The sequence below is a fragment of the Mucilaginibacter gynuensis genome, assembly GCF_039541195.1.
GTDB classification, from domain to species: Bacteria; Bacteroidota; Bacteroidia; order Sphingobacteriales; family Sphingobacteriaceae; genus Mucilaginibacter; species Mucilaginibacter gynuensis.
The window spans coordinates 100,334-125,364 of sequence record NZ_BAABFT010000015.1; the positions used below are offsets into that span (position 1 = coordinate 100,334).

The window sequence follows — 25,031 nt, forward strand, 5'->3', positions numbered from 1 at the left end:
GGAACAAATGAAAAAGATAAATTTAGGAAGCCAGGGACTGCAAGTACCCGAATTGGGTTTAGGTTGTATGGGGATGACCGGTTTTCAGGGAAACGATATGTATGGCAAGGCCGATGAAAGCGAAGCTATCGCTACTATTCACCGCTCGTTTGAGCTTGGTGGTAATTTTTTGGATACGGCAGATATGTATGGCCCATTCGCGAACGAACAACTGATACAAAAGGCTGTTGGCGGTAACCGCTCTCAATATATCATCGGCACAAAATTCGGTTGGGAAATTGACGATAGCGGATCTTTAACATGGGCAATAAACGGCACTAAAGATTACGTACGTAAATCGGTGGAACGCTCCCTTAAAAATCTGGGTACGGACTATATCGATCTGTATTACCTGCATCGTTTGGATAAAAACACCCCGGTTGAAGAAACCGTAGGTGCCATGAGCGATTTGGTTAAGGAAGGAAAAATACGCTACATCGGTTTGTCGGAAGTATCGTCTGCTACGATACGCAAAGCGCATGGCGTGCATCCCATTACGGCTGTTCAGAGTGAATATTCTTTATTTGAACGTACTACCGAGGCGCAGGGCGTGTTAAAAACCTTAAATGAACTGGGGATAGGTTTTGTAGCGTATTCTCCGCTTGGCAGGGGATTTCTATCGGGCCAGATCCGTAAGCCTGAAGATATGCCCGCAGATGATTTTCGCCATGCGATGCCCCGCTTTCAGGGTGAGCAATTTTTTAAGAATGTTGAACTGGTAAAGGCTATTGAAACAATGGCGGCACAAAAAGAGGTTACGCCATCTCAACTGGCTTTAGTCTGGGTACGATCTAAAGGTGCAGTAGCTATTCCCGGAACGAAAAGACGGAAATACCTCGAACAAAATATCGCCTCGACAAGTATTGTACTTGATGCCGCCGAAATAGATCAGTTAGAAAGAATTGTACCTTTGGGTACAGATACCGGCAATCCGTACGATGATTTTGGCATGGCGCTAAATGACTATTAATACGAAATACAAAATGGCCAGTAACATAACCCGATGCCCCAATGAACACGATAAGTTCAATTTCTGATTTTCACCGTTTGCTCAATCTTCCGTCGCCGTCGCATCCATTGGTGAGCGTGATCAGGCTGGAAGAGGCTACCTTTATAAAGGACGATGTATGGCAGCATTTTTTTGCCACCTTTTATTGCGTGGCATTGAAAAGGGAAGTGCAAAGCAGAATGAAATACGGGCAAAACTATTATGATTTTGATAAGGGGGTAATGAGTTTTACCGCGCCAAAGCAAGTGCAATCGCTCGATCCGGCGCTTATTGAAAAGAGTAATGGCTATGTTTTGGCTTTCCATCACGATTTTATGGTGAGGCACCCGCTTGCCAATACCATAAAATCTTATGGGTTTTTCTCCTACGCGGTAAACGAAGCGCTGCACTTATCCGAAAAAGAAGAAGAGGATATGATCATGATACTGGAAAAGATCAGCCGGGAGTATCAACATATCGACAGGCATACCCAAACCATTATTCTTTCGCAGATCGATTTGCTTTTAAGCTATTCAAACCGTTTTTACGAGCGGCAGTTTATCACCCGCAAAAAGGTAAATACCGATCTATTGGTGAAGTTTGAAGCTGTAGTAGCAGATTACTTTGACCGCAATAAATCGCAGGAGCATGGTTTGTTAACTGTACAATACCTTGCCGACCAGTTAAATTTATCGCCCAATTACCTGAGCGATATGCTGCGCGTGCATACCGGGCAAAGTACACAGCAACACCTGCAAACCATGCTGATTGAAAAGGCAAAGGAACTGTTGCTTACTACCTCCATGTCGGTGAGCGAAATCGCCTATCTTTTGGGCTTTGAATATCCGCAATCATTCAATAAGCTCTTCAAAACCAAAACACAATATTCGCCATTGCAATTCAGGCATTCCTATAACTAAAAAGCAAGCCCGCCCTCTCTCATAAAGAAAGGACAGGCTTGCGTTTTGTGATCTGTTTTGAGTATCAGCCTTAATTAAAAGTCGGTAGAAAGGGTAATCTCTTTGTTGGCCTCGATGCCGTCTTGCAGCATTTTTATTTTGTAATTGGCAAACTGTAAGGAGTCTGACCCCAGTAACAAACGAAGCGGTGCATCTGCCAATAGCGAAGTGTTGATGATAACCTGTGCTATCTTTTCAGGATCGCCCGGTTGGGTGCCCGGTACTTCTTCAAGGTGTTTGCGTTTTTCTTCCTGTATGGCGGTGTAAGCGGCTATCGGGTTTTGAGGATGTGCTATAGAACCCGGTTTCAGGAAGTTGGTGCGTACATAGCCCGGTTCAATAATAGTTAGCTTAATGCCAAATGGCTGTACCTCTTGCGCCAAAGCTTCCGACAAGCCCTCTACAGCGAACTTGGTACCGCAATATAAACCCCATGACGCACCAGCGATTAAACCGAATACGGTTGACAGGTTAAAGATATGGCCCGATCCTGCCGCCCTCATGTGCGGCAATACGGCACGGGTTACATTTAATAAACCAAATACGTTAATGTCGAATATAGCCTGTGCTTCGGCGGCTGATGTTTCTTCAATACCGCCTATTAAACCGTAGCCCGCATTGTTCACCAAAAAATCGATAGCGCCAAAGCGGGCAATGGTTTCGTCAACTGCTTTGCGTACGCTTTCCTCGTTGGGCAGGTCAACCTGTAATGCCAGGAAACGGGGCGATGTATCGCCGATCGCGTTTTTTACCGTATCGAGGTTGCGGCCGGTTACCGCTACATTGTTGCCTTCGGCCAATAATTTTTTAACTAATAAAAGGCCAATGCCTTGTGAACCACCTGTTATAAACCATGTTTTTGTTTGAGTTTCCATTGTATTTAAATTTATGATACAAAGGAAGCCACAATAAGCGGGCGGGCGCTTAATCAAACCCAAGGGATACTTGTGAGTTTCAAAGATTGTGCTATACCGCTACGTTTTCCCTGAATATGGAGGGCGATATTTTCTCCTTTTTATGGAAGAACGTAGTAAAGGCGGCATGTTCTGAAAAGCCTAAAACATAACTGATGGTTTTAATATCCCAGTCGGTTTGCAGCAGCAGGCTTTTAGCTTCATACAGTAACCTTTCCTGTATATGTTCGCGCAAAGTTTTACCGGTTTGGTTTTTAACAAGCGAGTTCAGGTAGTTTGGATGTACATTCAGCTGATCGGCAAATTCACCGGCATTCTTAATTTTCACCACATCGTCCGGCCGCTGTATCTGAAAGCTCGATTCCAGCAATTTCAAAAAGCCATGTATGTGCCGGTAACTTTCGGGCACGGGTACTTCGGCAATGTTTTTACCGGCGCGTTGTGCTTCCAGCAATATCATTTGCAGGTGTAGTAATATCGCTTGCTTTTTATCATCGTTAGAGCCGTCGGCTTCGGCCAGTATCAGTTCAAAATAGCGGTTTATTTGTACAGATTGCTCTTCGGATAGTTGAATCACCGCTTTTGATGGATTGAAGAATTTGTAACTTCTGAACAATTGCACCATATGATCGGCATGCTCAAAATAATCAGGGTGGATAAGGCAAAAGTGCCCATCCGGATCAGTTGAGGTTGTTTGCCACGACATGATCTCATCAGGGCCTAAAAAGGCGATATCGCCTGGCTTCATAGCGTATTGATGCAACCCAACAGTGAGTGTACCGGTACCCGATGTAATATGAAAGATCTTATAAAACTGCCTTCGATTGGGTGAGATATAGCTTTTTACAGGATAATTGCTCCGGTTTTTTATAATGAAGTGATTAGCATCCAGCGGATAATGCTCAACATTTAGCAAAGGCGTTTTATAACCCACCTGCGCAAAAGTTTCAAGATCTAAACGCGGAATTACCAATTTATCCATGCCTAAAGTTAAATGATTTTTTGCTAACAAGAAATGCGCATGTAAAAGCAGCTATACCGCATCATCTATATTTTTAAACAACAATGTATGCTGCTTCTTGAAAATACCCGCCATTATTCTTTTTATCGGCAACGGCGAACTAAAAGTGATCGTCTCGTTTACCGTTGTCATATTATTGTTGGCAGATAATGTATAATTCATTTCGATTTTGGTCAGCCTCATCACTGAAGCATGCATTTGTATCTTCCTATCGTTGTAGTTTTGAGCAATAGTTGCCGGGTAGGTAAAGGCGAAGGGGATACCGCAGAATTTCAGTGTTTCATGCACTAAATAGTTATTTCCCAATACCCGGTCAATTTTATTGATCACAGGATGTACTGCCACAAACTTTTGCATATCTGTGAGGTACTCATAAACACTATCGAGTGGTGCATCGATGTTAAATGTAAGCTCCATCTTATTACCCTTTCTTTTTTAACTGAAATGTATAGCCTATGCTTACATTAACTACCACCGGACTAAAGCCGGTACCCGGATCGAGCGTTTTAATTTCTTCAACCGTTCCTGTTTTTTTGTTAAGATAGCTTAATTTATCATCTTTTAAACCCGAACTAACCGTTGGCCAAAACCTGATGCTCGGCGCGATAACAAAGCCTTTCAAAAAGTTGCTGTTTGTTTTAAAAGGCTGATAAGAACCATATACACCAAGCCCTAAACTAAAGGTGTTGTATGAGGTAATTGCTGTGCTATTATTTTGCGGCTCATCGTCGTAATAAAATTCGAATCTGTGCCATTTGGCCTCTATCCGTACGTTTATCCAGTTCTTTAACCTGTACCCAACGCCAAAGCCGGTTGTCCATGGTTCGTGTACGGCAAGGTGTTGTTTGCGCAGGTAGCCGGGTACCAGGTTGCCGCTAAAATCGAGCGAAGCGCCGTGGGAATAATCGAAAATGAAGCGGTTGTGAATGTAGTTACCTTCAATATTAAATCCTTTAGCTATTAAGGGTTGAGCCAGGCCGAAGAGTACGTTTATTCTTTTCTCCGATTTCCAATCCTGCGCCCGTGTGCTAAGGCTTGCACCAATTATGGCTGTGAAGACAGCCGCGTTTAATACCTGTTTTTTTAAGTGTGTCATAATCCTTGTGTTTAATTACAACACAAAATTGGGCACTCAAAAACTCAATTTCGTTCACATTTGTTAAGAAAGGAGTGTCGGTTTTATTTTCTTATCCGGCTTAATGATTGTGGTTTAATACCCAGGTAAGCAGCTATATAATATTGCGGTACACGGTTTATGAGGCCGGGATTCTCCTGCATAAATTTGTAGTAGCGTTGTTTTGCGGTAAGCATGGTAAGGTCGGCCGTGTGGCGGGTATTGCTGATGAATGACAGTTCGGTATAATGATCTTTAAGCAGCATGAACCGGGGTTGAACTTGGTAAACCTTTTCGAGGTTATCGGCAGATAGGAGTAACAACCGGGTTTCTTCCAGAGCCTTAATATTCATATCCGACGGTGTTTTGTTGGTGAAACTGTTAAGGTAACCCAGCCACCCGTTCTCCGAAGTAAAATCGCAGGGTATCTCTACACCATCATAAACTTTATAGTGCATCGCTAAGCCCGATACCACGTAGCCAAGATGGCGGCTTACCTGCCCTTCTGATAAAAAATGCTCGCCTTTTGCTATCACCGTTTCATCCAGTTTGTCAATAAAAAAGGCGATATCGGCATCAGAAAAATTTCCGATAGATCGTATCTTTTTAATTAGCTCTTCGGGCATCGGTTTTTGAGTAATGCTTTAAAAGTAAGCGTATTAATTAACTATTCCGCTTGCTGCTTCATCATTTTTCGTGCGCCAACCAAAGCCAGCAGCGTAGCGCCCGATACTACCGTTAAATAATAGCCAACATAGGCAAGGCCGTAATTATGCGCAAGGGTAGTTGCCAGGTAAGGGGTAGGCGACGCGCCTAAAATACCTGCCAGTGTAAAGGCCAGCGATGCACCTGTATATCGTACCGAGGCCGGGAAAATACCTGCCAGCGCGGTGCCAATCGGTCCGTAGGTAAGCCCCATCAAAAACATACCCAGGCACAAGAATATCGCGGTAATAAATAAGCTGCCTGTAGTAAACAAAGGCGCGAAAACAAGCCCGAACAGCATAATTAAAACAGTGGCGACAATAAGCATTTTGTTGCGCCCATACTTATCTGCCAGTACAGCCGACAGCGGTATACCCAACCCGAAGAACAGCATCGAGATCATTTGTATGATGAGGAAATTGCTTTTGGTATAATGGAGCGCCGAAGTGCCCCAGCTTAAGGTAAATACCGTCATCAAATAAAACAGCAGGAAGGTAGTAATGGTAACCAGTGTACCTAATATAATGGCTTTTGTATGTTTTAAAAACACATCGGCAACGGGTACGTTTGAGCGTTCGTTATTGTCGATGATCTTTACAAATTCCGGTGTTTCGGCGATCTTTAATCGCACATAAAGGCCCAGCCAAACCAATACCGCGCTCGCGATGAAGGGGATACGCCATCCGTAGTTGATGAAATCATTATCAGACATGGTTTTGCTAAGGATGAAAAATGTACCGCTGGAAATGAGGAAACCTATGGGTGCGCCTAACTGCGGGAACATGCCATACCACGCTTTTTTATGCGGAGGGGCGTTCTCTGTGGCCAGTAACACTGCGCCGCCCCATTCGCCGCCAAGGCCCAATCCCTGCCCGAATCTGAATACGGCCAGTAATATGGGTGCCGCTGTACCTATTGAGGCGTAGCCCGGCAAAAGCCCGATAGCAACGGTTGATGGCCCCATAGTCAATAAGGCGGCAACCAGCGTAGCTTTACGCCCTTTACGGTCGCCAAAGTGACCAAATAAAGCAGCGCCCAGTGGCCGTGCTAAAAAGGCCACCGCGAAGGTAATCAATGATTTCAGCGTAGCCGAAGTTGGGTCGTCGGCTGAAAAAAATAGCTTGGGGAATACCAGTACCGAGGCAGTGGCATAAATATAAAAATCAAAAAACTCTATGGTGGTACCAATAAGGCTCGCGGTAAGTATACGGCCTATAGGATTAGCGGCGGGGACTTGCTCATTCATGATGCCAAACTTATTGATTTTGAGCGAATGTGCAAATCAGATTTTAATGGTATCGCTATGCGTGACTAATGGTTTATGCTGATTACGCAACAAATCTCCGAATTGAAAGATCCGGGGATTTGTTTACTTAATCCTTCTTAATAGATCACTTACCATCGTAAGCTTGCTGTAGGGTAGCAATATCTACTTTCGTCATGGTCGAAAAAATTTGCGTAACCCGCTCTATCTGTTCAGGAGTGCCATTTTTAAGCGCGTCGAACATAACAGTGGAAGCCACTTGCCATGATACGCCATATTTATCTTTTAACCAGCCACATTGCCCGGCTTCGCCACCGGCTGTAAGTGCCGACCAATAGTAATCTACCTCTTCCTGTGTTTCACATGGTATTAATAACGATACGGCATCATTAAACCTGAAACCATGCTGATGCGCGCTGTCCATAGCGGCCAGCCATGTTTGATCGATATAATAGTCGGCGTACATGAGCGTACCTGCTTTATCCGGCCCCATATCTTCGGGGCGAGGTGCCGTGGTACCACGTTTGCCATCCTTAAATACAGAACAATAAAAGTCAATCGCTTCACCGGCTTTACCCGCCACGGGTTCGGTAAACAGCAACGAAGGAACAATCACAGGTCTTTCCTCACCGCTTGGGTCGGTCAGTATCAGTTGCCAGGATACGCCGTATTTGTCTTCAACCCAACCGTAACGTTTACTGAAAGGGTAGCTATCCAATGGCATCATTATTTTGCCATTCTCAATTAGCTTGTTCCAAATTTCGTCGATATGCCGGGCGGCATCCGCATCGCGCGAAGGATCAAAGTTGACCATGAAGGAAATAGACGGATTGATGCCAAGCTTGTGCCCGGCGCTGATGCCGAAGAACGACTGACCCGCAATGGAAAACTCTACTACTTCACACTCACCGCCGGCCATTGTGAAGTGATTGGCATAATTGATGGCTGAATCAGGCATGAATGAAGCGTAAAATTCAGCTGCTTGTTTTGCATCCTGGTCGAACCAGAGATGTGGTTTGATGGGTAACATAGGTAATAATTTTGATGTTGGTATATAATTAAAATTTGTAGGCGTTAATTGTTTTGATCATATCATTAACTATCTCAAAATTAATTGCTTTTTACTCCCCGGAGTAGAGCCATTCAGGACATATTAGGAGGTGTATTACGACAGGATTAACGTGCGGTAAGCAGATTGCTGACCTGCATTAAATACGTTTGTTTGTTTAAAAAGGTAGCGTTCCCGTTTCTGAAGTTTACATATCATGCAAAATAATAGTGAGAGTTTCGCTTGAAATTACCTATTCAGGTTTCTTTAGTTGACTGGCTTCTTTGAGCAGGTCATATTGTTTTAGAACAGCTGCTATGTATTTCTTTACACCGGGTTTATTTTGGTGGCTTAATATTTCTTTGGGTAAAAAAAGCTTCCCTCTTCTAATGATAATACCTGTTATCTCACAACAATTTTCCCTGTAATGTATCTTATTATTATTTACAAAGAAGCCGTTTTTTTGTAATGCTTCCAGTATTTGAGGCGTGTGTCGCCTAAAACATTGTGATGAGGAAAAAGTAAGATCGTCAACAAATACGGTAAACGTAATATTTCTTTCTTTGCAAAATTTCTCTAAAAACTCCACAGTCGGTGCAAATACCAGGTTAGCTAATGTTGTTGATGTTGGTGCACCTTGTGGTAAAGACCCTTTATAAGTAGTTAGGTTTGTTATAGTTCTGGCGTCACTCCAATTCAGGCCTCTGCCAACAAGTGTTTGATGAACATGTGAGTTAGTTATATTGTTAAAAAACTTTTTCAAATCTATGGTAAAGAAATACTTATTATTGATATGCTGAAAAGCATTTACAAGGTTATTTCTTTCTTCTATCCCGCCATACATACAATCAGGTAGCTCTAATTCTTTTAGCTGACTGTTTAGTTCCTTTTGTAGCATCTTTAAAGTATAGATAGGTCGAATTATTTCCCGCATTCTGAACGTGCCGTCATTGTTAATTTGCGGATCACCGAATTTCTTTTTAGGCTGGGAATACCTTTTATAATACAGATCGGGCGACTGTTGTATATTTATAAATGCAAATCCGTTCATATTTCATTTTGAATTGATAACATAATAAAAATGAACCGGGTCTGGAGTCGGAGAAAATAAACGAGATTAGCCATTTAAATAATTTCACAACAAAAACTAATAAAATCAGCTTCTTTGCTTTACCCAATTTGGCAATCAGTAGTTTAAATAACAACCGATCCGTTCTTGAAAATTGTTTTCTGTTTCTTAAATAAATTTTTTCTAATTGTTTGTGAATTCGCTTTCGCTTTTTCATGGTATTTTTTTTAATCCGGAATTATTTCTGCCGCAAAATGCCATCTCCATTACCATGTGGTTTTCAAAAACTTAGACCCGGTGGAGTAAATTCATTAGATTTCCGCCGCAACAGCGATTATTAAGCTTTTCTCAAAGCATTAGATACTGGTAATAGATACAATCAGGTTATTCAAAGAACTGCTTCAAAAGTAATAACCACATAGTTTCTCTGAAATATAAAAATATTAACATATCAACAATAATGTGGCTTGGAATACGAAAGCTCGTTAAACAAATATTGAGATCTTACTTTTTCAAGTCAACGCTTGCAACTTTAACCTGAAAATAATCTAAAACAAAAAAGCCTCAAATCTTTAAATTTGAGGCTTTTATTTTACTCAGGTAGGCCCAATAGGACTAAATTCGATCCATCTTCTACAAGATCTACAGGTATTCCCCATTATTTTGCAATAGGTTCGTGCCCATATCTCGAGAAGGCTTTTTGTGATATATGATGAGCCTAATAAAATTCAACTGTATCAAAAATGAGTTACAGAACTGCTCTGCGAATAAAATTAATTTATATTTTTGAGGATACGCTAAAAAATGCCTTATCAACCCGGACTACATATCTTAACAGAATTTACCACCCCCAAAAGCGAATACATTACCTCATGTGAGCCATGCAGGGCATTGTTCGATACGCTGATAAACAATTTTGCATTGAGTAAGGTAGGGGAAGTTTATCACGAATTTGAAGGCGGTGGTTTTACAGCGGTAGTTTGTTTAACAGAATCGCACCTTTCTATACATACCTGGCCCGAATTTGGGCTGGCAACTTTTGACATATTCTTATCAAACTATCAAAAAGATAATTCGGAAAAAGTAAAGCAGTTTTATGCCGGAGTAATGGCCTTTTTTGAGGGAACAGAAATACAGTATACTGAAGTAAATAGGTAACAGATGGCAACAATTAATTTAAAAGCTTTTCCTGTACCTGAAGAGGTTGCCTGCCCTAATTGCCGTAAGATAACATTATTACAGGACCCTGCCGGGAGCGAATTTTATGTTTGTAACTCGTGCCGGTCATTTCTCAGGTTTATTACTGATACCGATGCACTTGTACAAAAACAGGCTAATAAACTTAAGAAAGAACCTGTTTTGCCTGTAGGTGCCGAAGGCGTTTTAAAAGGCCACTCTTTTAAAGTTATCGCTTACCTCGAAAAAAAGGAACATGGTACTAATTATGGCTGGCGCGAATACCTCTTGTACAACTACGAAAAGGGATATGCTAACCTTGCGGAGTACGATGGGCATTGGAATTTTGTAGCAGGTAAGGAGTTTTACCCACCGCTGGAAAAGTTGCGTGATAATAAGTGGACTTTTCTGGCCTATGAGGATGTAGAGTATGCCTTGTTTAATAAATATACCGCCGTTGTTACTGCCTTAACAGGTGAATTTGACTGGGACCCGATTGCGGAAAAAATGAAAACATCGGAATTTATCGCTCCGCCATTCATCATTTACAGGGAGCAACATTCGGAAGTAGTTATAAACCATTACCTTGGTGAGTATATTGAAGCTGCCGAAATAGCGACAGCGTTTAAAGTAGATGAAAAACTGTTTCCGGCAAAAAAGGGAATCGGGGCTAATCAGTTTTCAAAACATTATAGTAGGTGGCATGCCGTATCAAGGCTCACCGGCTTGCTTATCGCTTTAGCACTCATAATTCAGATTGTAAATTTGGTTACCAGGCCGGCAACAATGGTGATGGATGAAACCTTTGAAATTACGCGCGACACAAGCAAAACCGTTGATGATTTTAAACCATTTGCTACCCCGGCATTTAATATTGAAGGAAGAGCGTCGGCAGTTGAGTTTGAAGTACGTTCAGATGTTGACAATAACTGGCTTGAGGCAACTATTGTACTGGTGAACGAAAAAACTAATGAAACCTGGGAAGTTACCGAGGGCATTGAATATTATCACGGTTATGAAGGCGGCGAAAGCTGGAGCGAAGGTTCACAAAGTACCACCTCCCTGTTATCATCAATACCCGGCGGCAGGTATCATTTAAACGTTTACCCGGCATCGGGCGATCCGTTGAGGAATAGTGTAAACATCAAGGTAACTACAAACATAACGGTATGGATGAACCTCATTATTACCTGTATCCTACTCTGCATATATCCGGCTTATTGCTGGTATAGAATGCGGAACTTTGAAAAGCAACGCTGGCTAAACAGTGATTTTTCACCTTATGAAGAAGAAGATTAATGAAAATTAAAAGTATAAGGTTTTACCTGGTTGTTGCTTTGCTAATTGCAGGTTACTTTGCCTATGCAAGCTATAATGGTATTGTGTACTGGGAAAGCACAGTAGAAAAAAATACAGACAACGCTAACAGCCATGCACGAAACGGCGCACGCAGATTTTATCATAAATAAACTAAAAATATCATGAGCTTAAACGAATTAATAAATTACAAGTACATCGTAGCATCCGTACTGTACTCGGTAATAGGTATCCTGATCTTACTGGTTGCTTTTTGGATCATAGAAAAGATAACCCCTGAAAATCTTTGGAAAGAGATCATCGAAAAACACAACATAGCACTGGCTATTGTTTGCGCGTCGTTTATGATAGCGGTAGCCATTATTATCAGCTCGGCCATACACGGGTAACATGAATAAAAAGCTGCATGTACTGCTATTGTTATCGGTTTTTGTAGTAGCCACCTGCGGGTTGATATATGAGCTGATTGCCGGTACACTTGCCAGTTACTTGCTGGGCGATTCGGTAACACAGTTTTCAACCATTATTGGCGCCTACCTTTTTTCTATGGGGATTGGCTCATGGGTATCAAAGTATTTTGAAAAGAATATCGTTTACTGGTTTATTCAGTTAGAAATATTGGTGGGCATTGTTGGCGGTACAAGTTCTACTATACTGTTCCTGGTTTTTGAAAATGCTGCGTCTTTCCGTATCATATTATACAGTTTGGTTGGCCTGACCGGGATACTGGTAGGTTTAGAGATTCCCCTTTTAATGCGGATATTGAAGGACCGTTACGAGTTTAAAGATCTGGTATCGCGCGTGTTTACGTTCGATTATATTGGCGCGCTGCTTGCCTCCTTAGTGTTTCCGCTGTTGTTGATACCCTATTTGGGTTTGGTGAAAACCTCCTACCTGGTGGGTATTTTAAATGTTACTGTAGCCCTTATAGTTTGTGTTAACTTCAAAAAAGAAGTTAAGGCGGCGGCTTACTTACAAACCAGCGCCATTATTAGTATTTTGGGTTTGCTTATAGGTTTTGTTTACGCCACTACCATTACCAGTTATGCCGAAAGCATGACGTATAGTGATACCATCATCTATTCAAAAAGTACCTCTTATCAGCGCATTGTGCTCACCAAAAAAGGCAAGGTGTTGCGCTTGTTTTTAAATGGTAACCTGCAATTTAGTTCTGATGATGAGTACCGTTATCATGAAGCTTTAGTGCATCCCGGTTTACAGGCGTTGCCCGGCGCTAAAGATATATTGGTGATGGGCGGCGGCGATGGCTTGGCGGTGCGCGAAATATTGCGTTATCCACAGATCCGCTCGGTTACATTGGTCGATCTGGATAAGGGCATGACGGAGCTTTTTAAGTCGAACACCATGCTTTTGGCATTAAACAAAAGGTCTTTATTGTCTCCCAAGGTAAAAGTGATCAACGCCGATGCCTTTACCTGGACGCGGGAACAAAAACGAAAATTCGATTTTATCGTGATCGACTTTCCCGACCCATCAAATTTTTCGGTTGGTAAATTATATACCAATACCTTTTATTCGCTGGTAAAAGAAATGCTTGCGCCCAATGGCATTATGGTGGTACAATCCACCTCGCCTTATGTAGCGCCCAAATCGTTTTGGACGGTGGATAAAACACTTCGTTCGGTGGGGCTGCATACTATCCCTTACCACAATTATGTTCCATCGTTTGGTGATTGGGGATATGTAATGGCCACCAAAAATATCACTTACAAAAAGCCGGATCATTACCTGCCCGGTATGCGGTTTATTTCGGCAGGGGGACTAAACCAAATGCTGTATTTCCCACCGGATATGGCCCGTGTAGAAACCGAAGTTAACAAGCTGAACAACCAGGTGCTGGTAAAGTATTTTGAAGATGAGTGGGCAGCCGTTCTATAAAAAGGAGAGCCTGCGCAATGGCATTAGCCGCAGGGCATTTTTGCTGAAAGCAGGCATTGTTACCTCTGGCATCCTGCTAAGTGGTTGTATCAAAAAAATTAAACCGGGTAATAGTTATAAAAATATTAAAGGCAGTATAAAAGGCCCCAATGCCAAAGCCGGGCACATACTGCGTGATAAAACGCCGCTACCCGTACCAACAGAGGCACGCAAGGTGAAAACGCTGATCATAGGGAGCGGTATTTCCGGGTTATCGGCCGCAAGGTGGTTGAAAATACAAGGGCATCATGATTTTGAATTAATAGAGCTGGAAGATCATATCGGCGGAAATTCTCATTCGGGCAGTAACGCGGTGTCATCTTACCCGCTTGGGGCGCATTACGTTACCATAGCCAATAACGAAGATGAATTATTACTTGATTTTTTTCAGGAATGCGGCGCGATAACCCATTACGAGAAAGGGCTGCCGGTTTACGACGAATATTACCTATGCTTTGACCCGGAAGAGCGCTTGCTCATCAACGGGCAATGGCAGGAAGGTTTAGTACCCGATTTTGGTATAAAACCCGAAGACCGCGATCAGATAAAAAGATTCTTCAGGCTGATTGACAATTTAAAGCAGGCAAAAGGTACTGATGGACGATACGCATTTGATATCCCGCTGGATAATAGTTCGGCCGATGAAAAATTCCGGGATTTAGATAAATCATCTTTTAAAGAATATTTGAAACAAGAGGGCTACACTTCGCCCTATCTGCTTTGGTACCTCAACTATTGCTGTAAAGACGATTACGGGCAACAAACAGATAAAGTATCGGCCTGGGCCGGTTTGCATTATTTTGCTGCCCGCCGTGGCAAAGCGGCTAATGCCGAAAGTAACGCTGTACTTACATGGCCCGAAGGCAATGGCTGGCTGATGAAAAAACTGGCTGAAGGTGTTAAAGAACATGTTAAGCAAGGTGCTATATGCTATCATATTGCTACCGTGCCCAATGGAGGTATTATTGCCCGGATGCTGGATCTTAAAACAAACAAAACCTATACCATTGAAGCGGAGAAGGCCATTTTGGCTACGCCGCAATTTGTGAATCAAAAGATATTTGAAGGTGCCCCAAAAAGGGGCTTCAGCCTTGATAAACTGCATTATTCGCCATGGTTTATAGCCAATATTACCCTTAATAACCTGCCGCAAGGCAAGGGCGCCGGTTTATGTTGGGATAATGTGCCATATAACACGGCCTCCGTTGGATATGTTAACGCCAATCAGCAGCATGTAAACGCTGTAGAAAATAAAAAGGTGATCACCTACTATTTGCCGCTGTGCGATTACGAACCGCGCGTAGCCCGGCTTGCAGCTTATACACGTACTTATCAGCAATGGCTGGATATTGTTATCCCCGAACTGGAATACATTCACCCCGGCATTACGGATAATATTGAACAGGTAGACGGCTGGATATGGGGCCATGGTATGATAGCACCTGATGTAAACTATATTTGGGGTGCCGACAGAAAGAACGCGCAGCAACCTATAGACGGCAGCTTGTTTTTCGCGCATACCGATCTTAGTGGTATCTCTATATTTGAAGAAGCTTTTCATCAGGGTATAAAAGCGGCAAAACAGGTACTATCAAGCTATGTATAACAGCGAAATAAATAAACAGCCATGGCTTCACTCGGCGGTTACCGATAGTGTTTTTATACTATCGCCACCCTTTATTGCTCTGTTTTTAGTTATTTTATTTCCGCGGCAATTTCAGGCTTCATCGGCTATGCCTATACTTTATTGGCTTGTTTTGGTTGTATTTATTGATGTCGCGCATGTTTACAGCACATTATACCGTACCTATTTTAATCCTCATGGCTTAAAAAAGCCCGGCCTGCTGCTTACCATTCCGTTGCTATGTTACGTTGCAGGGGTTTTACTCCATAGCATGGATGCCCTTGTTTTTTGGCGGGTACTGGCTTACCTGGCGGTGTTTCATTTTATAAGACAGCAATACGGTTTTATGCGTTTATATTCCCGCAAGGAAAAGAGCGGATATTATGCCATGCTTATTGATAAAATAGCCATATACACCGCAACTATTTATCCTATTGTATACTGGCATATTGAGGGTAACAGGCAATTCAACTGGTTTATTGAAAACGATTTCTTTATGCTTCCGGCTAATGGCTGGTTGCTTAACGCAGGAAACGTGCTTTACTTCACTATTATACTAATGTATGTGGTTAAAGAAATCCTGTAATTTATTAGAATAAAGCAGTTCAATTTGCCCCGGAATGTACTGATAGCGGGTACATTCTTATCCTGGTATTTCGGTATTATTTATTTTAACGGCGATTTGGCTTTTACTACCCTCAATGTTATTTCGCACGGTATTCCGTACATGGCGCTTATATGGGTTGAGGAAAAGAAAAAAGGTGGTCATCGTAACCGTAAGGGTAATATATTTTGGCAGGCTATTTTTAACAGGTATGGGGTTGTGTCTTTTATAGTGATGCTCGTAGTACTGGCCTACCTTGAAGAAGGTTTGTGGGATGGTTTGATATGGAAAGAACATGGCAGTATTTTTCAATTATTCAGCCATCTGCCCAAAATAGAAAACAAACCACTGTTGTCTTTATTGGTTCCGCTGCTGGCCTTGCCGCAGTCTACACATTATGTATTTGACGGGTTTATCTGGAAAATTAATAAGGAAACTCGTAAGGACTCTAAACAATTGACTGAAGGTATGGGAATGGAATCGCCCCCATTTTAAATGGTTTGCAAATGTTGTCATGCTCAGTTATTTTTTGAATAGCCTATGTAGAAATTGAGTTTTACTTATGTTTATAAGTTATCAACTCAAGATGATTTTGTATTGAAAATTTTCAAACATCATTAAAGCAGGACAATTATTCAGAAATGTAAAAAAAATCAGTTACTGTGTGGTTCGGGCACAGACTCGGGAGCATTAAAAGTCTTCAAGAGATTGAACTTCAACCAAGTAAACAATTACAATTTTAAAGAGGCCAGTTTCCTCAAATCTTCCAAAAAGGGGTTCGAATTCTTTCCCCTACGGACTACTTTCTAAGTTTAGCCCGTAGGGGAAAGAATTCGAATCGTTTTATTGATAATTTAAGGCGATTAGCAAGTTAAATTTATCAAAGTAAGCCGAGGAACACTCTATCTAATATCAGTTGTCCCCGACTATAAACAGAGGCATTATTTGGATGTAGTGTCCGTTCTTTTAGATTTTCTCTTGCCTTTACCTTTAATTTTAACCATTGCAATAATGTATAGGTCATTGGTGTCAATACAGATACAAGGGATAGATAAAGATTTTTTGTTAACTATAGACCTATAGTTAAAGAAGCTGCACGAAAATTCTTAGCTAATACAAAAATATAATATATGGCGGGTGGTCAATTCGTTACCAATCGTGTAAGGCCTTCACGGATGTATTCTTTTTAATTGCTATTTATCATTTTTATTGAATTTACGAGGATAATAGGCTACAGTTAACATGAAATATTGTTGAAGTACATTTGTTTTTGTTAACGTGATATTGTTGTAATTTAGGCGGTTAATGACTGAATTGTTTTGGTGTAAAAGATCGAGTGCAGAAAATTTAACTTCGGCATTTGACCCTTTTAAAAATCGATATCCTATGTCAGCGTTCCAAATAGCATAATAAATGTGAGGGGTGCCTGCTGTAGCCTTGGTTTTATTAAAATTTACGCGTGTGTTAAAAAAAACGCTCCTTGGAAGTGCGTAGGCAAGGCCTAAATTTGTGGTCCAGGTTGTATATGTGAGTGGATTCAGGTTTCCTTGTTGAGATTTACCGCCTGTATAGTATTGCCCTATAACTCCAGACCACTTGGTTTGGTAGGTGTAATTAAAAACTGCAGATGCATTAAATATTTTTGTATGAGTGAGATAGTCTTGCCCGTTTGTTAACGTATTATACTCATAAAATTCAACTTTGGTATTGCCGCTAAACTGCAATTGGTGGTTATTAAACTTAAAAGCTTTGTTGATCCCACCGTTTAATATTAGAGATTGCCTGTTGTCACCATTTATATAGCGTCTTATAGTTCTACCTAAAGCGTCATAATACACGCTGTCTGTAATATTTCTTTCCGTTAACCCACCCGCAATATTAAGGTTCGCATTGAGATCATTCTTGCCTGTTTGAGTTAAGAAGTTATAACTTAATGTAGCCATATGCTGATAAGATGGTTGCAAGCTGATGTTAGGAATTGTAAAGCCATAAATACTCGCTCGATCAATTAATGGCGCCATTTGCCAAATTTCCGGGTAAATAACTGAAGTTAAATATTCAAAAGTTAATTCATTTTTAAATTCCCCATATTGATCGTTGGTATAATTAACGCGGGCTGTGGGTACGAAAAAAGTATTGGAGCGATAAATATTCTGAATGGATTGTGTCGCCACATTTTTTTGAACGTAAAATTGCCCTTGTAATAAAATGTTATATGTTAGCGATGTGCCATATCGATTATCCAAAGACTTGTTATAAGTGTGTGCAATATTAATCCCTGGTTTTTCGTCCAATATTTTCAGATTACTTTTATTCGTAAGGTCAAGGTTAGTTTCATATAAATTAGAGGTTCCGGGCAACATGTCTGAGACATTGTCATTGCCGTTTTGATTATTGAGAGTTAAAATGTTATTAATGTCAATGGAAATACCAGGAACAGTAGAAAAAAACAAGCCGTTAAATTGTCTTAGTACTGTATTAATGGTATGGGTAGACGACTTTAAGTCGATTAAGTAAATTCGGTTATAATAACGATCTTGGGATACGTCTGTTGACGTAAAGTTTGTAACAATACCTTTTCGCTGCTTGCTGTTGTTAACTACGAAGTTGTAATAAAAATCCAAGTTTACAAGGCGTTTCCGATGCCTTTTAGTGTCAAAAAATCGTTCTACGCTACCTCTTATATTTGCTGAGAATGATTGTTGATCATTATTCCCATTTTGTTCTGATGAGGTTTTACTATTTTCCTGAGTAAGATCATTAAAAGAACTGTTAAACTGTTTGCTTGAATTGTTTGATTTTTGATTTGCGAAGCTATAATTAGTGTACAAAAAACCATTTCTGAATCGCTTTTCATAATTGGCGTTTGTTCTTAACCCCGAATTATTATTTTGCCATTTATTTGTGCCTGTTTGAGTGATTGAATGATCGTCATTCAAGGCGATAGTATTTATAATTTCCTGATTTGTTGTATTTTCATTATTGCTATAAAATAAATCCGTATTTAAATTATTCATTTTATAGTAAGTCTTTCTGGTGTCAGTCTCTTTATTGAAATCTTGTAAAAAAGTAAACCCTAATCCTTTGAATATATTAAAACCCTCGCGACTGAAATCGCTATGATAATCATTATTTATTCCCTCTCCCTTGAATGAATTAAAATTCATCAGGGTATTAACGTTATTGGCTGTTTTGTTAACATCGTTGGCGGCACTAACTACACTTATCTGTTGCCTTGGTGAGAAATAAGATATCATTCCGTCTCCGGCAAAATGTTTTTGAGTAGCATACCCCACGCCCAGCTTTCCAAATAAGGCATTTTTATTACCAGCCTTTAAAACAACGTTCATTTCAGATTTGGCGTTAAGCGGGTCGTTATCTGTTTTTATTTTATATACCTGAACCTTTTGAATAGAATTCTTAGGTATATTATTTAGAAGAATGCGACTGTCTGAGCCAAAAAACTCCTTACCATCTACTAAAAGCCGACTAATTTTTTTTCCATTCACCGTTATCACTCCGTCATTCCAAACAGTTACACCCGGGAGTTTTTGCAGCAAGTCTCCAACAACAGCCGTAGTATCTAATTTAAATGCAGCAGCATTAAACTCTAATGTGTCTCCCCGCATTTGAACCGGGGGTATTACAGATCTTATACTCACTTCTTGCAGCAACCATTTTTCTCTTTCAAGATTTAGCACACCTACGTTAAAAGCCTTCTTTCCGGAAGGAATTATAATTTTTAATTTAGCTTCTTTATAGCCAAAATTCGTAGCAATTACATGCAATAATGTATCTACCGGAAGATTTTTGATTTGAAATTTGCCCAAATCGTTTGTTAATTGAAAACTAAGCAATTCATTGCTTTTAGCGTTATAGACAGATATTGTAGCTGCTTTTAAAGGATAATTATGAAGGCTGTCCCGTGATATACCTATTATAGATCCTGTCTCAGTTATGTTGTTTTTTTGACCATAGGATATGCCTGCAATACATAGTAAAAAAAATATTACTAAAACTCTTATTCTAAAAGTTAAGGACATCAGTTTAGGTTAGGAGGTGATTATTATAAACTTTTCTTTAGCTTGAGGCGCACTATTACAGCATTGTCCTTTTTGCTGCCCTTTTTTAAATATGATAAAAGTTTTGTAGGATATAGTGATTTATTTTCCAAATTCAGATTGTAAAATTTAAACATTTCTAAAGATGATAAGGAAAGGTAAAGATTATCTTTGTCTGACGCCAAAACACCATTTTTATTTGATATTGCGGATGTTTCATCAAATATTGGCAGATGGTATGACAACGAATCTTGCTCAATGTGTCTAAGTGCGCTGAGCGTTCCGCTTTTGGTGTTATAAATTAAATCATCTTCTTTAGTACTATTCCAGGATGTTGTTTTAAAAGTTATGTTATCACCAGCTCTAAAAAAATTACTAACGCAAAATATAGCATCAGGGTGTTTCTCAAACCATTGATATCGATTTCCATCTAAGGTCGTATCAGTAGCAAAATTTGTAGGCACTGAAAAATATGCTGGAAATATTATCTTATAAAGCAGTTTTACAGTTTTGGGACTTATCTGATAAATAGAGTAATCATACGCTTTTGAGTAAAAGCTTGCAGTATCTATATCTGTTAGCGTTAGGGGGCCTATGCCTACATTAATTACATCCAAATTATTCTGTAATTTACCATACGGCAGCGCTTGTGCATAAACGGTCCGATCACTTTTAGCGTAATGAATCAAATACTTCGAAAAGGGTTTATAGTATTTCGAATTGATTTCAATATTATCATAATAGTTGCTTCCAACGCTTTCATCGTTCCCCAAAAAAATCATTTGAGAGCTGGTAGTTTTGGTCTTGTCGGCGTTCGCCTCAAACTTGATTTTTTTTAAAACTGTTCCATTTAAGTCACACACTGTAAGTGTTTTTCCTCTGTCATTACTGAATAATATCTGTTTAGTAAATCTATTAATTGACAGTTCTGTGAGATACTCTTTTTGTGTGCCAACTTTGGACAAATATTTGCCTGATGAATTGAAAATTAATATAAAGTGATTGGAATTTTCTAATATAATAAAGCGATCTTCCAATACTTCTAAACGTAATATGCTTCCGAATAAACTTTCTTTAATAGTTTCTAAAGGAATATACTCAATCTCTGAGAAAAAATCAGATACCTTGCCTCCGATTGCGTTTGATGGATCTAGTCTTAGGTAAGAAAAGTTTGAAGTGTCGACTTTGATTGTTTCTTGAGCATAAGCCCGGTTAGTAAGTAAAGAAAAGATGGTTAAATAGCAGAAAACTAAAATTCGATTTTTTGATAAGGCGAACATAAAGGTTTATTTAAGTTTTGATAGTATTATAAAACTAAAGCGCTATATGCTTTATAGTTAAATATAGCGATAGTTATTAACCTACAGGCGAATCTGTTTAATTTAATGATTGTAATTGAAATTTATTAAGTTTAAAACAAGCTTTTCCTATTATAAAATCTTCTGATAAAAACCCCCAGTAACGAGAGTCAATTGAATTATGTCTATTATCGCCCATAACGAAATAATAGTCTTTCTTAAATCTATAAACCTTCTGCACAACTCCGTTAATAAATACACTATCACCGCATTGTAGCACACTATTGCTTTCCGATTGTATCACGGTCTTATATAATTTAAGGTCAAAATCATCTAAACGTGTTATCATGCCCCGCTTGGGGATTTTTATAGGCCCGTAATTGTCTCGATTCCAGCTTTTCTTCAGTTCAGTAGGGAACATCAACTTATCAGAATCTGTTAGCTCCACTTTTCTGAAGCTAACAACGTTGTTGGCCTTAGTAAGTAGTTTTCGGTGATCGTCGTTGACGTTGATAATAACTTTCAGATCTGAACTATCTGAATGGATAACTGGTGTTTTTTGCTTAAAACGGTAAAATGCTTTTCTATCACGCAAATACACAACGTACTTAAAGACTGCATTAGTAGGCGTTTTTAAATTTCGATCTCCAATAAATACTTCATTGTGCTTTACTGTTAGCGTTTCTCCAGGAAGTCCGATACACCTTTTTATTAAATATTCAGCATTATAGTTTGGATTTTTAAAAACACAAATGTCGTTCCTTTCTACTCCGGTTAAACCAGGTATGGTAATGGAAAAGATTCGTATTGGATAATGTAACTTACTCACAATTATAACTTCGTCTGGCTCAATTGTGCTACTCATTGAAGCAGATGGTACAACATAAATATTGAAAAAAAAAGCGTTTAAGAACAAGAAAGTAAAAAAAATAACCCCTCCAATCCTTAGTGTTTTACACGGTATTTTAAATAATCTCATTCGCATTCAACATTTCAGGCGCTTGGTGATAAACTTTGCTTAACGCAAAGATCAATTTCAAAATGCAATTTTTTTGCAGAGAGAGCTTCTATTTTACGCATTCTAAATATGGATAACGGATATGATATTTCCCCTAAATAAATACCTGATTAATGTTATGCTCATTAATTTAATTGTATTTATATCAGGTTATGCGCTACTTTTTCAATTAGGTTATATAAGTGGCATTCCTAATAGTTTTAATGTATTACAGTTTGACGCAAAATATTATCTCTCCATCAGAAATAACGGCTATACTTTTTTGCCTGAACAGGGCTGTAGTCTGGCTTTTTTTCCCTTGTTTCCTTATGTCTGGAAAATCACAGTTCTTCAGCCGTTAGGTATCTCTATTTTTAATAGTCTGCTTTTTTATGTATCATTCTATCTCTTAATTTGTCGCAAGCAAATAAGTCCAGGAATAATACTTATCCTTATATCAGCACCGTCCTTTGTGTTTTTTATGCTGCCGTATTCAGAGGCATTTTTCTTTTTCTTTGGTACCCTTCTTTTGAATGGGCTTGAAAAGAAGAACAAGTTGTTGACAATCATTGGAATATTCGGGTGTTCCTTGGTTAAGCCGGTAACTGTATTATTTGTGCCTGCAATTCTGCTATGTGAATTAATCATCAATAATAAATTAGAAAAGATACAATGGCGTTATACGCTACTACAAATTTTTACCGCTTTAGCTGGATTATTTTTTGCCACAACTGTTCAAGCTATACAAACGGGTAAGTGGTTTTATTCCTTTACTATTCAAAAGTACTGGAATCGGCATTGGCTCATACCTAAGTTTCCTCTAACAACTTTTGATAGCCCCCGTGTACTTGGTATTGACGCAGTGGCGTTTACAATAGGAATTTTGGCATTGCTCGTATCTGTTAAATGGATTATTCAATGCGTATTTGGCAATTCAGAAGATGAAAAAGAAATTCAATCTAACCCTCAAGTCGTGTTTTCTACCTTATTTATTTGTGGTACTATGTTATTGGATGTGTTATTTACATTCAATATTAGTGATTCAACAAATATTTGGAGTTTAAACAGACATCTTTTTTGTAATCCATTTTTCATTTGTTTTACTATTTGGCTATTAACGGAGAAGCGAAATTCGAAGCTTGATATACTTCTATTCGTTTTAACTGCCACTATTGGGTTTTTTATTACCGGGCTGTACGTTTTCCCTCGGCTGGCGATATATTTTGTCGTGTTTTTTCTTAGCTGCTACTTAGCCTTTAGATTTAAAGAAAAATGGTTACTACAAATTCCCTTATATCTATTTAATATAATATTGATAATTAACTTTTATGCTGAATTTATTGTCGGTAAGTGGCTTGGTTAATGAACGTAACAACAAGACTTTTATTAAAAAATCAATTGATACGCGCGTTGCTTTCTACAGTGGTTGTTTCTTTTTTTTGGGAATTGTAATATACACTATAACTGCCTTTCAAAGTACGGGATACCATCATTATGATGAACATTACCAAATACTGGAGTTTGCAATATTTAAAATGGGTTTGAGTGCGCATCAAGGTTTAGCTTGGGAGTATGATGCCAGGATTAGATCGAGTTTTCAACCAACTATAGCAGTAGCGGTGTTTCAGGCAGCTAAGGTGTTTGGTTTGTACGACAGGTATGTTTGGGCACTTCTACTGCGACTAATTACCGCGGGGCTCGCGCTGCATTCAATTAGAAGGTTTGTTAACGTTTATTTATTAGAAATAGATAAAAGACTAATTTTTACATTTCTTTTCTCATCATATTTTATCTGGTTCCTGCCTTATATCAATGTACGGTATTCTTCCGAGTCTTGGTCCGGGATAATGATATTATATTGTATAAGCAACTTGCATTTACAAGCGACAGAATACACTCAAAAGAAACTTCTTTTTACCGGCTTTTTATTAGGTATAGCAATTTTATGTAGATATCAAGTTGCTTTTTCTGTAGTAGGTATATTATTCTGGTTTTATTTTATAAAAAAAAGCAATCAAAAACAGCTTTTATTAGTCTTGTCCGGACTATCATTAGCATTGATAACAGGAATAGTTTTGGATAAGATGTTTTATGGCGAGTGGTGCTTTACGATGTATAATTACTTTAGAATAAACATTATAGATGGGGTTGCGTCTAATTTTGGTGTCGCCCCTTGGTATCAGTATTTATTATATATTTTATTTTGCCCAACTGCAATTTTAGGGTTCTTTATACTACTTTCATTACTTTGGTATACAACTAAAATTAACGACATTTTATTTTGGGTAATCATACCGTTCTTTTTGATACACTGCATTATTCCTCATAAAGAAATACGTTTTTTGTTCCCACTTGTAAATTTTATACCAATACTCACCATTAAAACATGGTCTACCATAATTACCAAAAAATTACAATATTATAAACTGTATCAAATTATAATTTTTCCATTAATTGTCTTAATAAATATAATAGGATTGGCCGGGGCTTCGCTAAAAGGGGCGGGAGAATCCACACTAAATATAGCTAAATATATTCATTACAATTATTCGAGCCAGAGTATTAAGTTAATAATTATGCCAGGCTGCAATCCTTACGATCAAATTGCGCCTAATAATTATTTTTACAGAAACAACAACGTAACCATGTTTTTAATCAATCAGCCACATTTGTTACGTTTTATGGCAAATGACAACAGATTTGGCGCTAACTTAATAGTAATGAATGAGCAAATGGCGTCAAAAATATCTAACACTATATATGGCCTTAAGCTCTTAAAAGTAGAGCAAAGTATTGAACCATTAAGCCAGTATTTTATCAATTACTACTCACCTACTTTGAATTTAAAAAATCTTTCGTTGTATGAAATAATTAAGTAAATAAAAATTTGAAATG

23 protein-coding genes are annotated in these 25,031 nt (G+C 39.1%); 12 read left to right on the plus strand and 11 right to left on the minus strand.

The features are described from left to right. The first annotated feature begins 7 nt into the window (after nt 1-7). Nucleotides 8-1,009, plus strand: a complete 1,002-nt coding sequence (locus tag ABD894_RS22165) for an aldo/keto reductase (RefSeq protein WP_345213271.1) — start codon at nt 8-10, stop codon at nt 1,007-1,009. 41 nt (nt 1,010-1,050) lie between these two features. Beyond that, nucleotides 1,051-1,947, plus strand: coding sequence for a helix-turn-helix domain-containing protein (locus tag ABD894_RS22170; RefSeq protein ID WP_345213272.1), 897 nt, complete (start codon nt 1,051-1,053; stop codon nt 1,945-1,947). Between the two features lie 74 nt (nt 1,948-2,021). On the opposite strand, the gene ABD894_RS22175 is transcribed toward ABD894_RS22170, so the two are convergent. The 8 genes from ABD894_RS22175 to ABD894_RS22210 all read right to left on the minus strand — a co-directional run bounded on the left by ABD894_RS22175 (nt 2,022) and on the right by ABD894_RS22210 (nt 9,103). Further along, a complete protein-coding gene (locus tag ABD894_RS22175; RefSeq protein WP_345213273.1) occupies nt 2,022-2,861 on the minus strand; it encodes an SDR family NAD(P)-dependent oxidoreductase in 840 nt (279 codons plus the stop codon). 91 nt (nt 2,862-2,952) lie between these two features. Next, the gene (locus ABD894_RS22180; RefSeq protein ID WP_345213274.1) at nt 2,953-3,882 is read right to left on the minus strand and encodes a helix-turn-helix domain-containing protein; all 930 of its coding nucleotides are present in this window, start codon (nt 3,880-3,882) and stop codon (nt 2,953-2,955) included. A 51-nt stretch (nt 3,883-3,933) separates the two neighbouring features. Next, complete coding sequence (locus ABD894_RS22185) at nt 3,934-4,338, minus strand: SRPBCC family protein (RefSeq protein WP_345213275.1); 405 nt, start codon at nt 4,336-4,338, stop codon at nt 3,934-3,936. Between the two features lie 4 nt (nt 4,339-4,342). After that, entirely contained in the window at nt 4,343-5,017 is a 675-nt protein-coding gene (locus tag ABD894_RS22190; RefSeq protein WP_345213276.1) for a hypothetical protein, read from the minus strand. Between the two features lie 83 nt (nt 5,018-5,100). After that, nucleotides 5,101-5,661: a Crp/Fnr family transcriptional regulator gene (locus ABD894_RS22195; RefSeq protein ID WP_345213277.1), complete on the minus strand. Its 561-nt coding sequence runs from the start codon at nt 5,659-5,661 to the stop codon at nt 5,101-5,103. A 41-nt stretch (nt 5,662-5,702) separates the two neighbouring features. Then, nucleotides 5,703-6,986, minus strand: a complete 1,284-nt coding sequence (locus ABD894_RS22200; protein WP_345213278.1) for an MFS transporter — start codon at nt 6,984-6,986, stop codon at nt 5,703-5,705. Nucleotides 6,987-7,131: 145 nt separating this feature from the next. Continuing rightward, nucleotides 7,132-8,034, minus strand: coding sequence for a VOC family protein (locus ABD894_RS22205; RefSeq protein ID WP_345213279.1), 903 nt, complete (start codon nt 8,032-8,034; stop codon nt 7,132-7,134). Nucleotides 8,035-8,305: 271 nt separating this feature from the next. Continuing rightward, nucleotides 8,306-9,103 carry a reverse transcriptase family protein gene (locus ABD894_RS22210; protein ID WP_345213280.1) on the minus strand — a complete coding sequence of 266 codons (798 nt, stop codon included), beginning with the start codon at nt 9,101-9,103 and terminating at the stop codon, nt 8,306-8,308. A gap of 822 nt (nt 9,104-9,925) precedes the next feature. Here ABD894_RS22210 and ABD894_RS22215 point away from each other — a divergent pair. Genes ABD894_RS22215 through ABD894_RS22250 form a run of 8 tightly spaced genes read left to right on the plus strand, consistent with a single transcriptional unit; the run spans nt 9,926 to nt 16,275 of the window. Further along, entirely contained in the window at nt 9,926-10,279 is a 354-nt protein-coding gene (locus ABD894_RS22215) for an S-adenosylmethionine decarboxylase family protein (RefSeq protein WP_345213281.1), read from the plus strand. A gap of 3 nt (nt 10,280-10,282) precedes the next feature. Next, a complete protein-coding gene (locus ABD894_RS22220) occupies nt 10,283-11,596 on the plus strand; it encodes a DUF4178 domain-containing protein (protein WP_345213282.1) in 1,314 nt (437 codons plus the stop codon). Continuing rightward, the gene (locus ABD894_RS22225; RefSeq protein WP_345213283.1) at nt 11,596-11,766 is read left to right on the plus strand and encodes a hypothetical protein; all 171 of its coding nucleotides are present in this window, start codon (nt 11,596-11,598) and stop codon (nt 11,764-11,766) included. Before ABD894_RS22220 ends, ABD894_RS22225 begins: the two co-directional genes overlap by 1 nt. Before the next feature lie 12 nt (nt 11,767-11,778). Then, nucleotides 11,779-12,003 (plus strand): DUF350 domain-containing protein, encoded by a 225-nt coding sequence (locus tag ABD894_RS22230; protein WP_345213284.1) that lies wholly within the window; start codon nt 11,779-11,781, stop codon nt 12,001-12,003. A gap of 1 nt (nt 12,004) precedes the next feature. Beyond that, the gene (locus ABD894_RS22235; RefSeq protein ID WP_345213285.1) at nt 12,005-13,513 is read left to right on the plus strand and encodes a polyamine aminopropyltransferase; all 1,509 of its coding nucleotides are present in this window, start codon (nt 12,005-12,007) and stop codon (nt 13,511-13,513) included. Beyond that, a complete protein-coding gene (locus ABD894_RS22240; protein WP_345213286.1) occupies nt 13,491-15,158 on the plus strand; it encodes an FAD-dependent oxidoreductase in 1,668 nt (555 codons plus the stop codon). Before ABD894_RS22235 ends, ABD894_RS22240 begins: the two co-directional genes overlap by 23 nt. Continuing rightward, complete coding sequence (locus ABD894_RS22245) at nt 15,151-15,762, plus strand: hypothetical protein (protein WP_345213287.1); 612 nt, start codon at nt 15,151-15,153, stop codon at nt 15,760-15,762. The genes ABD894_RS22240 and ABD894_RS22245 overlap by 8 nt, the downstream gene beginning before the upstream one ends. A 24-nt stretch (nt 15,763-15,786) precedes the next feature. Then, nucleotides 15,787-16,275 carry a hypothetical protein gene (locus ABD894_RS22250; RefSeq protein WP_345213288.1) on the plus strand — a complete coding sequence of 163 codons (489 nt, stop codon included), beginning with the start codon at nt 15,787-15,789 and terminating at the stop codon, nt 16,273-16,275. A gap of 698 nt (nt 16,276-16,973) precedes the next feature. Here the strand turns inward: ABD894_RS22250 and ABD894_RS22255 are convergent. The 3 genes from ABD894_RS22255 to lepB form a co-directional block, all read right to left on the minus strand. Continuing rightward, entirely contained in the window at nt 16,974-19,823 is a 2,850-nt protein-coding gene (locus ABD894_RS22255) for a hypothetical protein (protein ID WP_345213289.1), read from the minus strand. A gap of 23 nt (nt 19,824-19,846) precedes the next feature. Next, complete coding sequence (locus ABD894_RS22260) at nt 19,847-21,121, minus strand: 6-bladed beta-propeller (protein WP_345213290.1); 1,275 nt, start codon at nt 21,119-21,121, stop codon at nt 19,847-19,849. Nucleotides 21,122-21,218: 97 nt separating this feature from the next. After that, a complete protein-coding gene (gene lepB / locus ABD894_RS22265) occupies nt 21,219-22,118 on the minus strand; it encodes a signal peptidase I (protein ID WP_345213291.1) in 900 nt (299 codons plus the stop codon). A gap of 121 nt (nt 22,119-22,239) precedes the next feature. Here lepB and ABD894_RS22270 point away from each other — a divergent pair, with 121 nt between their 5' ends. Continuing rightward, nucleotides 22,240-23,499, plus strand: coding sequence for a hypothetical protein (locus ABD894_RS22270; protein WP_345213292.1), 1,260 nt, complete (start codon nt 22,240-22,242; stop codon nt 23,497-23,499). Beyond that, the gene (locus tag ABD894_RS22275) at nt 23,465-25,015 is read left to right on the plus strand and encodes a glycosyltransferase family protein (protein ID WP_345213293.1); all 1,551 of its coding nucleotides are present in this window, start codon (nt 23,465-23,467) and stop codon (nt 25,013-25,015) included. The genes ABD894_RS22270 and ABD894_RS22275 overlap by 35 nt, the downstream gene beginning before the upstream one ends. Nucleotides 25,016-25,031 lie beyond the last annotated feature (16 nt).

Coding starts and splice junctions, on each gene's coding strand:
- ABD894_RS22225 (WP_345213283.1), top strand. CDS start 11,596: ATGAAAATTAAAAGTATAAGGTTTTACCTGGTTGTTGCTTTGCTAATT.
- ABD894_RS22235 (WP_345213285.1), top strand. CDS start 12,005: ATGAATAAAAAGCTGCATGTACTGCTATTGTTATCGGTTTTTGTAGTA.
- ABD894_RS22260 (WP_345213290.1), bottom strand. CDS start 21,121: ATGTTCGCCTTATCAAAAAATCGAATTTTAGTTTTCTGCTATTTAACC.
- ABD894_RS22210 (WP_345213280.1), bottom strand. CDS start 9,103: ATGAACGGATTTGCATTTATAAATATACAACAGTCGCCCGATCTGTAT.
- ABD894_RS22275 (WP_345213293.1), top strand. CDS start 23,465: ATGCTGAATTTATTGTCGGTAAGTGGCTTGGTTAATGAACGTAACAAC.
- ABD894_RS22240 (WP_345213286.1), top strand. CDS start 13,491: ATGAGTGGGCAGCCGTTCTATAAAAAGGAGAGCCTGCGCAATGGCATT.
- lepB (WP_345213291.1), bottom strand. CDS start 22,118: ATGAGATTATTTAAAATACCGTGTAAAACACTAAGGATTGGAGGGGTT.
- ABD894_RS22165 (WP_345213271.1), top strand. CDS start 8: ATGAAAAAGATAAATTTAGGAAGCCAGGGACTGCAAGTACCCGAATTG.
- ABD894_RS22245 (WP_345213287.1), top strand. CDS start 15,151: ATGTATAACAGCGAAATAAATAAACAGCCATGGCTTCACTCGGCGGTT.
- ABD894_RS22185 (WP_345213275.1), bottom strand. CDS start 4,338: ATGGAGCTTACATTTAACATCGATGCACCACTCGATAGTGTTTATGAG.
- ABD894_RS22180 (WP_345213274.1), bottom strand. CDS start 3,882: ATGGATAAATTGGTAATTCCGCGTTTAGATCTTGAAACTTTTGCGCAG.
- ABD894_RS22255 (WP_345213289.1), bottom strand. CDS start 19,823: ATGTCCTTAACTTTTAGAATAAGAGTTTTAGTAATATTTTTTTTACTA.
- ABD894_RS22230 (WP_345213284.1), top strand. CDS start 11,779: ATGAGCTTAAACGAATTAATAAATTACAAGTACATCGTAGCATCCGTA.
- ABD894_RS22195 (WP_345213277.1), bottom strand. CDS start 5,661: ATGCCCGAAGAGCTAATTAAAAAGATACGATCTATCGGAAATTTTTCT.
- ABD894_RS22205 (WP_345213279.1), bottom strand. CDS start 8,034: ATGTTACCCATCAAACCACATCTCTGGTTCGACCAGGATGCAAAACAA.
- ABD894_RS22220 (WP_345213282.1), top strand. CDS start 10,283: ATGGCAACAATTAATTTAAAAGCTTTTCCTGTACCTGAAGAGGTTGCC.
- ABD894_RS22170 (WP_345213272.1), top strand. CDS start 1,051: ATGAACACGATAAGTTCAATTTCTGATTTTCACCGTTTGCTCAATCTT.
- ABD894_RS22270 (WP_345213292.1), top strand. CDS start 22,240: ATGATATTTCCCCTAAATAAATACCTGATTAATGTTATGCTCATTAAT.
- ABD894_RS22200 (WP_345213278.1), bottom strand. CDS start 6,986: ATGAATGAGCAAGTCCCCGCCGCTAATCCTATAGGCCGTATACTTACC.
- ABD894_RS22215 (WP_345213281.1), top strand. CDS start 9,926: ATGCCTTATCAACCCGGACTACATATCTTAACAGAATTTACCACCCCC.
- ABD894_RS22175 (WP_345213273.1), bottom strand. CDS start 2,861: ATGGAAACTCAAACAAAAACATGGTTTATAACAGGTGGTTCACAAGGC.
- ABD894_RS22190 (WP_345213276.1), bottom strand. CDS start 5,017: ATGACACACTTAAAAAAACAGGTATTAAACGCGGCTGTCTTCACAGCC.